A 13,552-nucleotide genomic window follows, 5' to 3' on the forward strand; every position below is an offset into this window, starting at 1 on the left:
ACGCATAAAACGCCGACGGCGTCTGACTCAGCACGCTGACCCGCTCGGCGACCAGCAGATCATGGAACTCCTGCGGTGAGCGGGCCACCGACTCGGGCACCACGACCACCCGGCCACCGCGCAACAGCGCGCCCCAGATCTCCCACACCGAGAAGTCGAACGCCAATGAATGACTCTGCGCCCACACCAAATCCGCCGATAAGCGCAGCTGCGGCTCAATGGCTTCCAACAACCGCGAGACATTGGCATGCGGCACCGCCACACCTTTCGGTGTGCCGGTGGTGCCCGAGGTGTAGATCAGGTACGCGACGTCACCGGCGTCGACTACCGGCAGCTCAACACCGGCGCCATCGGCCACGCCGCCATCGAGCGCGCCGACATCGACGACCACCAAATCGCGGTCTGCCAACCGCTCAACCAACCCACCAGCGGTCACCACCACCGTCACCCCGGCGTCGGCGAGCACGAAATCCAGCCGCGCATCAGGCACCGCCGGATCCACGGGCACGTAGGCCGCACCGGCCTTGAGCACACCCAGGATCGCCACGATCGCCTCAATCGAGCGCGACAACAACAACCCCACCCGCTGCCCCGGCACCACGCCGCGGCCAATCAGCAACCGCGCCAACTGATCCGAGGCCGCCTCGAGCTCACCGTAGGTCAACGACGCTGCACCACAACGCACCGCCACCGCGGCAGGGTCACGGGCCACCTGCTCGGCGAACAACGCCGGAATCGAGGCACCGCCGACGGTCGAATCCAACGCCGCGCGGTTACCCCACTCATCGAGAAGGGGTTGCTCGACCCAGTCGTGGACTTCTAGCGTCGAAAGCGCTCGCGCGGGGTCGGCGGTCATCGAGTGCAGCACACGTTCGAATCGGTCCGCCAAGTCGCGAGCGTCGCAGTCGGCGAACAGCTCCCCGACACCCGACGTGCTGAGAAACAGCTCTTCATCGTTGCGGATGATGACCAGCCCGAACTGATCCACCAGGCCGGTGTGGGTGACCGTTCCCGACCCGGCGGCACCGGCAAAGTCGGCAAGCCGCGTGGTCGGGATGAAATTGATAACCGCCCGGTTCGACGACTGACCGACGCCGTCGAAACGTCCCTTGTTCTCAATAGCGCGGACCGGGAACCGTTGATGCCGTAGCGCCTCTTGTATCTGTTTGTCCACGTGTGCGCAAAAATCGGCGACCGTTGTTTGCGCGGAGACCTTCAAGACCAGTGGCACGACGCCCGAAATCATGCCGGGCACCATCAGTGCTTCTGGACGCACGCGCCTACTCACCGGAAAATCGAGGACGACTTCAGACCCGCCGATTTCGCCGTGCACAAGAAGCGCGCACGCCGCTGCGATCACCGACGCCCGGCGCACCCCCAGCGCGTGCGATAAATCGCGGGTTTCGGCGACGACCGAGGGATCCAACTGGACGGGTGCCGACGGCTCATATTCGTTGGCTCGATCGGCGATGTTGGGCACCGGACCGTGCGACGCCTCGGCCTCGTGTGGAATGTTGTTTGCCCAATAGGCTTGATCCTCGGCGTAATCGTCGGAGGCTTCGTAATCCAATTCGCAATCAATGAGGCTGCGAAGTGACCCGAAAATCGGAGGTGGAATCGGTTCGCCAACGGCCATTGCAGAATAGACCGAAGCAATTCGATGGCAGACAATGCCCATGCCGATTCCATCGATAACTATGTGGTGGCAACAGACAAAGAAATAGAACTGTTCGGGCCGTGTCTGGAACAGCGCGAATTTGAACAGGGGACCGCTTAGCGGCATCACGACGCGTTGGATCGCTGACGCTGTCCGGTACGCGTCGCGGGCAGGGTCCGATGAGCTGGTGAGGTCGTAGTACGCGAGTTCGGTGTCCGGATAATCCATGACTTGCTGGAAAACCTGGCCGTCTGCCTCGAAAAACGCAGCGCGCAGCGGCCCGGCCTCGCCCACCACATGACGGACTGCCCGCTCCAGCAAATCGCGCTTGATTGGGCCTTCGATTAGCCCAAGCATTCCCAGCTGCCACTTGACACCGGACCGTCCGGTTTCCTGGGCAAGCCAAATATCCAGCTGGCCTCGCGTGAGCGGAAGTGTCCTGTTATCCCTTTCCATCGGACTGCCTCCGCGGCTTAGTTATCAATAGTCCTGCCCTGTGCCAACCTCTCACGCAGACTTTTCGGTCGTATATCGGACCAGTTTTGTTCTATGTACTCCAAGCAGGAGGGGCGGTCCGCCTCGCCATACACCACCCGCCACCCCGCTGGAACATCGGCAAAGGACGGCCACAGGCTGTGTTGCTCTTCGTCGTTGACCAACACCAGAAAGGTGCCCTTGTCGTCGTCGAAAGGATTGATGCTCAACAGTTCTCCAGGTCATCTAGTCGACACAAGTGGAACATGTTCTAAATCTATCCGAGGTCAACGGACTCGGTTCGTGGTTTGAACAAAATCTTGGATGTTAACTACGTCGCATTATAGTAACGAGCTGCGCGAAGCAAAATGGCCGCGCCGCGACCTCCGAATCCGGAAATCGAGTAGGTCCGCGAAGCTCACGTCGAGCGACCGTTGAACAGCAGTTCGCGGCGGTTCGCCGGTTGTCGTTCAGCGGCGTTTTCGGCGTCATTCGACGTTTTGCTACGCCGTCTACCATGACGTTTGCTCACCTGAGCGTTACGTTCAACGGACTCGATGTCACGTCATGGGGTGCCGGTCCCAGCTTGCTCGGTAGGGCCGCAACCGCCTCGGGTTCAAAACGGCGTCCACCCTTCGACATTGGCTCGGCTTCCACGGTGACTGATGCCGCGGAAGCCCCCATAATAACGCGACCGTCAGTCGGCGTGCAGGGGGCCTAGCCCTAGCCGGCCGGCCTCGCGCTTCATCGCCGTGTCGACCGTCGGCGCTTAGCCCGGCGCCGACGTGGCCTGAGCAGTAGGCGAGGTGGAATGGGCCTGCGTTACGAGCCGGTCAACGATCGCCGGCCGTCGCAGATCGTTGTGGCCGCCGCCGCGGTCGACGAGTCCCCGAGATTGTGTATCGTCACGGCGTTCGCACCAATTATGTTGGCACCTCGGTCATTTCGCACCAAGATGCGGACTGCCACCTCACTGAACCGACCCGTTTTTTCATCGGCGGTATTTCTGGCCTCCGGAGCATGTACGTTCGATTACATACTCGTTATGTTGTAATCACCGTGAACCTCCTGATTTGCACCAGTGGATCCGCTCGCAGCGAGGATCGCCGGACGGCAAATCCACGCCGGTTGCAGTTCGAGGTGTTCGGTGGGTCGGCTTTCGAACCGTCTAGTAGCTAGGACCGCAGATGAGCGAAACCACGCAAACTGTCCTACCCCCTGGCCCTCGGCTTCCCATGCTGGCGCAGTCGGCGTTGATGTTGCGTCACGGCTTGGACTACTTCAGCGCATGTCAGCGCCGCTACGGCGATATCTTCACGCTGCGCCAGCCACTGGTGGGCAAGGTGGTCTATGCCGCGGACCCCGCCGCCATCAAAACGGTGTTTGTCGGCGACCCCAGGGTTTTTCATTCCGGCGAAGGACACGAGATTCTGCGCGGGGTGCTCGGCGACAGCTCGTTGTTCGTGATCGACGAGGACGAACACCGCGACCGGCGTCGCCTCATGATGCCTGCGTTCGCGCGCGATGCGGTCGCACGCCAGACCGATGCGATGATCGGGATCGCTGCCGAGAACATCGCGGGATGGCCGGTGGGCAGGACCTTTGCAGCGGCGGACAGAACGACCGAGATCGCGCTCGAGGTGATCCTGCGTACCGTCGTCGGCGCAACGAAGCCGGAGCGGCTGGCCGCACTACGCGAGGTTGTGCCGCGGCTGCTGTATCTGACCCCGTGGGAGACGCTGGCGATTGCCAAGCCGAAGCTGCAGGGTTGGCGACCGTGGCGGGCGTTGCGCCAACGGTTCGCGGAAGTCGACGAGCTGCTTTACGCCGAGATCGCCGACCGCCGCGCCGACCCGGAGCTGGCCGAACGCACCGACTCACTCGCCATACTGGTCCGCGCCGCCGACGAAGACGGACGCAAGATGGACGACCGCGAACTGCGCGACCAGCTTCTGACGCTGATCCTGGCCGGGCACGAAACGACCGCGACGTCGCTGGCTTGGGCACTGGAGCGGCTCACCCGCCATCCCGACGCGTTGGCCAAGGCGGTGCGCGCCGCAGACGCCAGCGCTGCCGGCGATCCGGCCGGCGACGAATACCTCGACGCCGTGGTGAAGGAGACCCTGCGGATCCGCCCGGTGATATTCAGTACCGCCCGGGTGCTGACCGAGCCGACCGAGGTGGGCGGATACCTACTACCGGCGGGCACCACGGTCGACGTGTCGATCGGGTTGGTGCAAGCGAGCGCCGAACTGTATCCCGATCCAGAGCGGTTCGACCCGGACCGGATGCTGGGCGCCTCGCTGAGCCCCACCACATATCTGCCGTTCGGCGGCGGAAATCGCCGCTGCCTGGGAGCCACGTTCGCGATGGTCGAGACGCACGTCGTGCTGCGGGAGATCCTGCGCCGGGTCGACCTGTGCACCACCACCGATCCCGACGAGAAGCAGAAGTTGAAGCACGTCACCTTCGTGCCGCACCGCGGCGCGCGCATCAAGGTCCGCGCGGTCAGGGACAGCGCATCGGGTTCGCAAGGAACATCGGCGTCGGGGTGCCCGGTCACGACCGACGACACCTATTCGAGCAACTCGGGATCGAAGTAGGCGCCCGGTCCAACCTGAACCCGTTGTGCGATAACGTTTGCCCACCCCAACCTTGCGTCAGCGCGGACGCCCTCGAGCAGCGAGCTTTTCCACCAGGTCGGCTGCGGTGGCGACGCTTTCGGCCGGCTTGGTCATCAACGCGGCGACTTCGCGGGCCCTTGTCGCATATTGCGGCTCGAGGATCATGCGCAGATCGGAGACCAACGTTTTCTCGTCGGTCGCCGAAAAGCGTCGAGCAGTACCCACTTTGAGTCGCTTGATCCGAGTCCCCCACAGCGTTTGATCGAGATCCGTCGAGAGGATCAACGTGGGTACCCCGGCGCGCAGACCCGCTGCGGTGGTGCCCGTGCCGCCGTGGTGCACGACTGCGCGGCAGGCCGGAAACGCTGCCGAGTAGTTCATCGCCGTAACCACTTTGACGTGTCCGGCATCGGGGAGCCTGCTGAATTCGGTTCCGGCCGAACACACCAGCGCCCGCTCGCCCAACTGGGCACATGCCGCGCTGATCATCTCGAGCGTCTCGGTGCCGGATTCAACTGGCAAGCTGCCGAAACCGAAGAAGATCGGCGGTGTGCCCGCGGCGATCCACGATGCGACCTCGTGATCGGCGTCGGCGGGCAGGTCCAGCGTCAGTGCGCCGACGAACGGACGCTGGTCAGCCCAATGCGCCCATTCTTCGGCCAGCCCGGCAAAGCACACTTCGTCGTAGGCTTGGATCTCCAGGCAACCGCGTTCGGTCAGCCGCCACGGCGAGGGTCCGGTGGCCTTCGGTAGACCCAATTCAATGCGCTGTACGCCTTCGACCTTCTTCGCCTTACGCCACGCCAACCACTCGCCCGCCTTCATTGCCGAACGACCCAATGGTGCAGGCAGGAATGGTACGAAATGGCCGTTGGCTCGCAGCGGAAAGAAGTGCAGCGTGGCCAACGGGATGTCGTAGAACTCGGCGACGTTGCCTGCGGCGTCTTCGAAGTTGACCCCGGTGAACAGTAGATCGGCGCCGTCGGCCAACGTTGTCAGCGTCGCGATGATGTCCTTCCAGCACTGCAGAAAAGGCTCCACGACTTCGCGCCGACGCCTCGCCAGGTCGCGCACCCTCCAGAAGTTGCGGAAGAAGTGCGTCCAGAACTTTCGGTGCGCATCCAAAACGGCCTGCAGATCGGGTCCGTAAGCGACCGCAGTAGGACCCGCCGCCTCGGCGAAGCCGATCAGGTCGGGCGGGACGGCCATGTGCACGTCGTGCCCGCGGCGTAGCAATTCGCGGCCGACGGCAACCATCGGTTCGATGTCACCGCGGCTTCCATACGTTGCCAGCACGAACTTCATCGCAGCATCTGACCGCTCATTCGGTTCGGCGGGCCTGCTCAGGCCACATTGACGCGGGCGAACGCTTCCAGCGCGTCGGCGGCGGCCGCGACGCTTTCGGCGGGTTGCATCATCTTGGCGCCGATTTCGCGGGCCCGGGCAACGTATTCGGGCGAAAGTATGGTGCGCAGGTCTGCGACCAACGACTTCTCGGTGGTGGCCGAGAACCGCCGAGCGGTGCCCGCATTGAGCTTCTTGACCCGCGCTCCCCACAACGTCTGGTCGAGGTCTGTCGAAAGCACCAACGTCGGTATCCCCGCGCGCAGGCTCGCGGCCGTGGTCCCCGCGCCGCCGTGGTGCACGACGGCGCGGCAGGCCGGAAAGACCGCAGAGTAGTTCATGGTGCCGACCACTTTGACGTTGTCGAATTCGGGCACGTGGCTGAAGTCGCTCGACCCGGCGCACACCAACGCCCGTTCACCCAACTGCGCGCACGCGCCGCTGATCATGGCGAGGGTGTCTGCGGCAGAGTCCACCGGCATGCTGCCGAAGCCGAAACAAATCGGCGGTGCCCCGGCGGCGATCCATGAGGCGACCTCATCGTCGGCGTCGCCAGGAAGCCCCATCGTCAGCGCGCCGACGAAGGGTCGCCGGCCGTCCCATTCCGCCCATTCCTCGGCCAACCCCGGGAAGCACACCGGATCGTAGGCCTGGATTTCCAACGATCCACGTTCGGCGATGCGCCACGGCGAGGGACCCGTAGCCTTCGGCAGACCCAGTTCACGACGCTGACGATCGTCGAGCTTTTTCATCAGGGGCCACCCCAGCCACTCCGACGCCCGCATCACCGATCGGCCCGCCCTGGCGGGCAGCCCCGGGACGAGTTGGCCATTCGCCCGGATCGGAAATACGTGCAGGGTGGCCAGCGGAACGCCGTAATGCTCTGCGACGTTGCCCGCGGCCTCCTCGCCCAGCACGCCGGTGAACAACAGGTCGGCGTCCTTGGCATGCGCCGTCAGCGTCGTGCTGACGTCATCCCAGCACTGGGCCAGCAGCCGCCAGTCCTCACGCAGCAGATCTTTGAGATCCCCGATGCGCCAGAAGTTCCGCCAGAACTTGCGCAAGAACCGTGCCCAGAAGTCCCGGTTCACGTCTTGCCATACCCGCACATCGGGCCCACAGGGCACCGCCACGGGTCCGGCCGCCTCAGCGAAGTCGACCAGGTCGGGTGAGACGGCCATGCACACGTCGTGTCCGCGCCGCACCAACTCACGGCCCACGGCAACGCCGGGCTCGACATCGCCACGCGTCCCGTAGAACGACAACACAAACTTCATCGGGATTTCAACCTTTGCTTCCCGTGCGGTCCGCTCCGATGAGCACGAGAGTCCGCGCTCCAACCTAGCCGCCCGGCAGCATAACCCGATACCAGCGGTATTGACTGGGAATCGAGAGGATTGGCAAACCCCTAGCCACACGGCCAACAGCTTTCGCGCCGCGGATCGGAACTCTGTTGCGCGAGTTCATCTTCCGTACGGTCGGCTGCGCGGGTCTTGCCTAGACGGTCTCGCTGTCGGCCGTCTTCCTGGCCTCCTGCACTCGCGCCACATCCTGCGCGGTGTAACCGATGCACAGCGCCGCCACCGCGAGCAGCACGACCGCCCCGACCAGCCACAGCAGGCCGTAGGTCAGACCCTGGTCCAACGCGTTCAACTGCGCTGCGTTCATGAACTCCGGGGGCCCGCTCGTGCCGCCCAGGGCCAGCGTCCGCAGCGTGACCGCGGCCTGCACGATGACCAGCACCAACGGTCCACCGAGGGTCTGCAGCATCAGCGCCACCGCCGATGCCGGCCCGATCCGGTCGAAGCCGACGCTGGCCACCAGCGACAGCGTCAGCGGGACGTTGATCAGGCCGATGCCGATCCCACCGAGCACGATCGGGACCAGAAGGTTCGGGAAGTACGGGACGTCGCCGCTGAGCGTCGAACCGTACAGCAGCGCGGCCGCCACCAGGCTGGCGCCGGTAGCCACCACGGCTCGCGGCGGGAACCACGAGACCAACCGCGACGCCGCCACCACCCCCACGGTTGTCGCGGCGGCGAACGGGATGAAGGCGATCCCCGCGCGCAGCGGGCTGTAGCCCATGATGGTCTGCACATACAGCGAGACCAGCACGGCCAGCGTCAAACTCACCCCGCCGACCAGGAACATGGCGCCGTAAATGGCCAACCGGTTGCGCTCGGAGAACAGGCTGAACGGCAGGATTGGGTTCTCGGCCGTGCGTTCCACCAACAGGAACACCACGAAAGCCACCAGCGCCACGACGCCCGAACCGATCGTGATGGCCGAATCCCAACCCTGCTCGGGTCCGATCGATACGCCGAAAACCGCAGCGGTGCTGGCCAACGTACCGAGCACGGCGCCCTTGGCGTCGAGCTTCATCCGCTCCGTCTGGGTTTCCCGCAGCGTGGTGATGGCTAGGTAGATCACCAACGCCCCGATCGGCACATTCACCAAGAACGCCAGCCGCCACGACACCTCGGTGAGCGCGGGACCGACCACCAGCCCGACCACCGCACCGACACCGCTCATCGCGCCGAACACCCCCGCTGCCGCGTTGCGGACGGGCCCCTTCGGGAACGTCGTGACGATCAGCGACATCGCCGTCGGCGCGACGATGGCCGCCGCCGCACCGTGCAGGAACCTCGCTGCCACGAGGACCGGTCCATCCCAGGCGAACCCGCACAACGCCGAGGCGAGGGTGAACAAGGCGATCCCGAAGATGAAGATGCGTTTGCGGCCGAAGGTGTCGCCCAGGCGCCCGCCGAGCAGCATCAGGCCGCCGAAGGCGACTACGTAGGCGGTGATCACCCAGCTGCGCCCGGCGTTCGACAAGCCCAACTCGTCCTGGATCTGCGGAAGCGCATAAACCGCGACAGGGCCGTCCATGAACGCCATCAGCAGCACGCCGCCGATCGCGATGACCACACCAACGAACTGGCGAGACCACAGCGAAGTCGAAGGATCCGTAGGTTGCACCGGGGTCCGTTCGACGGGCGCCGGGGTCGCGCTCTCGGCGCTCTTAGTCACCGGCTGACCGTATCAGTCCGCGCAAACGCACAAATTGAGAAACCCTCATTTCCGGTTCGTGACGACCTGCCCGGCGGCCGTCGGCCGCCTCAGGTGCCGGTCGCATCTGCGCGACGCCGCGCTGGCGCGGATCCGGCGTCGACCATCTACGCCAAAGGTCGGTCGCTCCACGGCAGTTCGAGACCGCGACGTTGGTCCTCACGCTGCGCTGGCGATGGTTGAGGCGCGCGCCGTCGCCCGCGCACTTCTGCGCAGACCCGGTCGGATAGAGGCGTGGTGAGGCCAGCCTTCGTTCCGGCGCCCCGCGGCGTGGCTAAGCCCAAGTCCCGCGGCGCCGGTGTGCGAGCGCGACGATCTCGTGGCGCAGCTTCAGTAGCGACGGCCGGATGACCCGGTTGATCCTGTACAAGCGTTGATAGGTCTCGAACGCCGCCCGGAAGCCCTGTTCGCTGGCCCGATACCCGGCGAACACGCGATCCAGGGTCGCCTGGTCGACCGGCTCGTCACGGGCGGCCGCGCGCAGCGTTTCGTCGACCACGGAAAACCAGTCTGTGCCGAACGGCTCTTCCACTGGGCCGGTGCGCGACTGGCGGTGAAGGTCCGGCGTGAGGAAATCGTCGATTGCGCCCTCATCCCGGTTGGTGAACTCGACGCCCAGCGCCACCGAGATCCGCTTCACTTCTTGGCGCCAGTCATCGAGGAGGTTGGCGTAGTCGACGAACACGCGCGGCAGGTCGCGCGTGACCCGCTCGGACAGCAACGAGTATTTCAGCCATACCGGGCTGCCGAGTTCCGTCGGAATGTGGAAGGCCGCCGCACCCGACGGGATGGATTCCTGCGGGCGGCGTACCGCGATGACGACCGCGATGTCGAAACCGGCCTGTCGCGCCGCCTCGAACCACAAGTCGGACAGCAGCGTTACGTGCCCGTCCTTGACGACCACCACCGGCGCGGTCGGCAGCGTGGCGAAAAACTTCCCGATCTCGGCTATGCAGGCGGCCTTCTCTTCGGCGCCGAACGCACCGTCCTCCTGTAAGCGCAACGACGGGTCGAACGCGGTGCTGTTGTGGCGGCGCACGATTTTGTTGTTGAGGTGGATGGACTCCCGCGGTTCCCAGTAGCCGCGCTGGTTGTTCCGGTCCGCGCCGGCCATCTTGGCAGGCAGCGCCGCGCCGCACAGCGAGAGAACCCGGGTCAGCGCGGACGTGCCAGACCGGGGCGCACCCATGACAAACAGCACAACCGGGCGCGCTGGCGCGCCGCTCTTTCCCGCGTGGGTCACGAAGGCAACCTCACGTTCCGTGCCGCGGGCAGCGCAGGAGCGCGGCGCCCCGCCATAAGGTCCTCCAACGTGATTCGGCTCTGGGTCATAAGGGCAGAATAGATGGGGCTCGGCGCTATTGTCGCGATTCTCGATGCCAAGAGGTATCCGGGCCCGTTCGCTGGTCGAAAATTTGGCCCTCCAGCTACCTGTAATCCCCTGCCAGGGCAGATGCTCAACCGAGAGGTGCTCGTGCTCAGTGGGTTTCGATGCGGCGACGACGACAGGCTCTTCGGTCACGCCGAGTCGACAACACTGCCTGCTCGAGTTGTGTTGGCCGAGAGGGACTCTGGTTCAGGCCCAGGTCCCCCGGCGCCGGTTGGCGATCGCGCGGACCTCGTAAATCATCTTCATGACGGACGGCCGAAAGTAGCGGTTTACCTTTTCGATCCGCTGATACCCGTCGAACACCGCCCGGAAATCGCGCTCGTTGACCCGGTACGCGTCGAAAATGCGGTCCAGCGACGACTGGTCCCACGGTTCGTCGCGCGCGGCGGCACGCAACAACTCGTAGGTTGCCGAGATCCAGTCCTCGCCGAACAGGTCCATCACCGGGCCCTGGTGGCGCTCGTGGCGAAGGCCCGGTTTGAGAAACTCCGCGATGGCGCCCTCGTCGCGGGTCTCGAGGTTGATCCCGAGCGCCGATGAAACCCGCTTCATTTCCCGGCGCCAGTCCTCGAGAAGGTTGACATACTCGACGAACACGCGAGGCACGTCGCGGGTATGCGCCTCGGTCAGCAGGTTGACCTTCAACCACAAGGCGCTCGAGAGTTCCGCGGGAACTTCGCTGCGCTGTGCCACCGACGCGACCACCTCCTGCGGATGCCGCACCGCGTTCACGGCCACGATGTCGAATCCAGCCCGGCGCGCGGCCTCGAACCACATACCGGTCAGCAGCGATACCCGCGGATCCTTGATCACCACGAACGGCGCGTCGGGCAACGTGGACAGAAACGTCCGGATCTCTTCGACACAGGCGGCCTCGGCTGCCGCGTCGAGCACACCTTCTTCCTGCGCACGCATCGTCGGATCGAAGCCGCTGCTGCCCATGCGGCGCAGAATCTTTTCGTTGATCACGTTGGCGGCGCGCGGCTCCCAATGGCCGAGCGGATTGTCGGGCATGGCGCCCACGAGAGCCGACGGCAGCGCACCGCCACACAGCGACAGCACCCGAGCCAGCGCCGATGTCCCGGACCGGGCCACGCCCAGCACGAACACCAGAACCGGGCGTGCACCAGCGCCGCCTGCGGCGACCGTCACGGCCGCATCTCCGCCCCGAACGCTGCGCGCAGCACACGAACGCCGTGCTCCATCACAAGGTCCTCCAGGGTAAGCCGGCCTGGCACAGACGAGACGTCAGATCGAAAACAGTGTCCAGGTTGTCAGTTGCTGCGCGACATTGAATCATGAGTTCTTCGCCCATGTGACGTCATGGGGCCTATCGGTCGGTAGTGTTTCGGCCCGTGTGGGGTCCCTTGCTGGCGTTGGCCTTTATGTTCGCGGTCAACCCGGTGCTCCTCGCCGTCATCGTGTTGATGATCTCGCGGCCCCGGCCGGTGCAGAATCTGCTGGCCTACTGGCTGGGCAGCATGATCGTGAACTTTCTCGGCTTGCTGGTCCCGCTGCTGGTGCTGCACTACACCCCGGCGTTGTCCACCTTCTCCAAGGACATGGCCGCGCCGGGGCAGAGCGCTGTCGGCCGGTTCATACAGTTCGGCATGGGTCTCGTCATGCTTTCGGTGGCCGCGTATCTGGTGGTGCGCTCGATACGTGAGCGGGCTCGGGTGCCCGCACCGGCCGGCGACGTTCCCGCGCTGGTGCCCGACCAGGAATCCGACGCCCCGCACGCCGTGACATCGCCGTTCGGCACTGCACAGGACGGGCCGGCAGAGGGTGGCTCGGTTTTCCGGCGGCTGCTACGCCGACTCCAAAACGCGTGGGACAGCGGGGCCCTGTGGGTGGCGTTCGTGTTCGGCCTGGGCGGGCTTCCACCACCGATGTTGGTCTTCATCGTGGTCACGTCCATCGTGTCCTCGGGCGCCTCGGTGGGCGCGCAGTTCATCGCTGTCCTCGTGTTCGTCGTCGCGATGTTCGCGGTGGTCGAGATGACCCTCGTCAGCTATCTGGTCGCGCCTGCGAAAACCCTTGCGCTACTGCGACCACTGCACAACTGGGCGCTGAGGCACCGAAGGCAGGTGCTGATAACGATCTTCGCCGTGGTCGGGCTGATTTCGGTGGTCAACGGCATCCTCGCCTGAGCTCCCCACCACCCACCCCGGATGGCCGCGTCACCGCGCCCGACGGGCGACCGCCACCGTCGGACCGAAACCGCGCCGCGACCGGAACTCGACGGTGATCGCCGGGTCGGCATGATGAGCAATGGCCCGCAGCGCCGACGGGCTGTAGGCGCGAAGCGAGCTGATGAAGCCATCGTGTTGCAACGGTGACAGCCTGGTGAGCGGCAGCACCACCGCCAGCAACATCAGATGCAGCGGCGCGGGCGGGCGGGGCAGGTCGACGATCAACAACTGCTTTGCCGCCCTGGTCCCTTCCGCAAACACTCGCGCCGCGAGTTCAGGCGGCAAGTGGTGCAACGACAGTGCGAACACCGCCAGGTCGTAGTAGCCGTCCGGGGCGTCGATCGCGGTGGCGTCCATTTCGCAGACGGTGGCGCGTGGATGGCTGCCGAGGTCACTTTCGGCGACGCCTGCGACAAACGCCGGGTCGATATCGGTGACCGTCACCTCGGCGGTGGGATGGTCCTCCAGCACCTTGCTCGACAGCCCGCCGAGTCCGGCCCCGAGTTCCAGAATCTTCGGAGCGGGCACGTCGGCGACTTCGCGCAGCACCATGCGGGCACACTTCCCGTGAATACCGATCCACCGTCGCCTCCCGGCGCGGTCGAGTGCGCTCATGACCTTGCGCTTGAGGTGGTCGACGTCGTCGCGGTCGAGGTATTCGAGCCGGTCGGTCTGCAGACGCCGGTCCAGCCACGAGGCATCCGGCCCCCCTCGGGGCATGCTCACAATGTCGCGGGCGCCGCTATCCATGTCGAACATCATGGATCATCGCTTCGGCGCGCGACGGTGGCATGGCCCATAG

General features: G+C 65.2%; 10 protein-coding genes. 2 read left to right on the forward strand and 8 right to left on the reverse strand.

Going from position 1 to position 13,552, the window contains the following annotated elements; genetic code table 11:
- Together ABQE93_RS07295 and ABQE93_RS07300 are read right to left on the reverse strand one after the other, a co-directional pair.
- On the reverse strand, positions 1–2,113 hold a 2,113-nt coding region (locus ABQE93_RS07295), incomplete at its 3' end, for an AMP-binding protein (RefSeq protein ID WP_448407229.1).
- A 17-nt stretch (positions 2,114–2,130) separates the two neighbouring features.
- Positions 2,131–2,361, reverse strand: a complete 231-nt coding sequence (locus ABQE93_RS07300) for an MbtH family protein (protein WP_448407227.1) — start codon at positions 2,359–2,361, stop codon at positions 2,131–2,133.
- Positions 2,362–3,318: 957 nt separating this feature from the next.
- Here ABQE93_RS07300 and ABQE93_RS07305 point away from each other — a divergent pair.
- Positions 3,319–4,734 (forward strand): cytochrome P450, encoded by a 1,416-nt coding sequence (locus tag ABQE93_RS07305; protein ID WP_448407225.1) that lies wholly within the window; start codon positions 3,319–3,321, stop codon positions 4,732–4,734.
- 57 nt (positions 4,735–4,791) lie between these two features.
- Here ABQE93_RS07305 and ABQE93_RS07310 read toward each other — a convergent pair whose 3' ends face one another.
- The 5 genes from ABQE93_RS07310 to ABQE93_RS07330 form a co-directional block, all read right to left on the reverse strand.
- On the reverse strand, positions 4,792–6,060 hold the full coding sequence (locus ABQE93_RS07310; protein ID WP_448407223.1) for a glycosyltransferase: 1,269 nt from the start codon (positions 6,058–6,060) through the stop codon (positions 4,792–4,794).
- Positions 6,061–6,098: 38 nt separating this feature from the next.
- A complete protein-coding gene (locus tag ABQE93_RS07315) occupies positions 6,099–7,376 on the reverse strand; it encodes a glycosyltransferase (RefSeq protein ID WP_448407221.1) in 1,278 nt (425 codons plus the stop codon).
- A gap of 220 nt (positions 7,377–7,596) precedes the next feature.
- Positions 7,597–8,997 carry an MFS transporter gene (locus ABQE93_RS07320; RefSeq protein ID WP_448407298.1) on the reverse strand — a complete coding sequence of 467 codons (1,401 nt, stop codon included), beginning with the start codon at positions 8,995–8,997 and terminating at the stop codon, positions 7,597–7,599.
- 445 nt (positions 8,998–9,442) lie between these two features.
- Entirely contained in the window at positions 9,443–10,357 is a 915-nt protein-coding gene (locus ABQE93_RS07325; protein ID WP_448407297.1) for a sulfotransferase family protein, read from the reverse strand.
- A 387-nt stretch (positions 10,358–10,744) separates the two neighbouring features.
- Entirely contained in the window at positions 10,745–11,710 is a 966-nt protein-coding gene (locus ABQE93_RS07330; protein WP_448407219.1) for a sulfotransferase family protein, read from the reverse strand.
- A gap of 203 nt (positions 11,711–11,913) precedes the next feature.
- Between ABQE93_RS07330 and ABQE93_RS07335 the strand changes: the two genes are divergently transcribed.
- Positions 11,914–12,708 carry a GAP family protein gene (locus ABQE93_RS07335; protein WP_448407218.1) on the forward strand — a complete coding sequence of 265 codons (795 nt, stop codon included), beginning with the start codon at positions 11,914–11,916 and terminating at the stop codon, positions 12,706–12,708.
- A gap of 30 nt (positions 12,709–12,738) precedes the next feature.
- On the opposite strand, the gene ABQE93_RS07340 is transcribed toward ABQE93_RS07335, so the two are convergent.
- Positions 12,739–13,500, reverse strand: a complete 762-nt coding sequence (locus ABQE93_RS07340; protein WP_448407295.1) for a class I SAM-dependent methyltransferase — start codon at positions 13,498–13,500, stop codon at positions 12,739–12,741.
- Positions 13,501–13,552 lie beyond the last annotated feature (52 nt).

Source organism: Mycolicibacterium sp. XJ662, from assembly GCF_053484035.1.

Coding starts and splice junctions, on each gene's coding strand:
- ABQE93_RS07340 (WP_448407295.1), bottom strand. CDS start 13,500: ATGGATAGCGGCGCCCGCGACATTGTGAGCATGCCCCGAGGGGGGCCG.
- ABQE93_RS07305 (WP_448407225.1), top strand. CDS start 3,319: ATGAGCGAAACCACGCAAACTGTCCTACCCCCTGGCCCTCGGCTTCCC.
- ABQE93_RS07325 (WP_448407297.1), bottom strand. CDS start 10,357: ATGGGTGCGCCCCGGTCTGGCACGTCCGCGCTGACCCGGGTTCTCTCG.
- ABQE93_RS07315 (WP_448407221.1), bottom strand. CDS start 7,376: ATGAAGTTTGTGTTGTCGTTCTACGGGACGCGTGGCGATGTCGAGCCC.
- ABQE93_RS07320 (WP_448407298.1), bottom strand. CDS start 8,997: ATGGCGTTCATGGACGGCCCTGTCGCGGTTTATGCGCTTCCGCAGATC.
- ABQE93_RS07310 (WP_448407223.1), bottom strand. CDS start 6,060: ATGAAGTTCGTGCTGGCAACGTATGGAAGCCGCGGTGACATCGAACCG.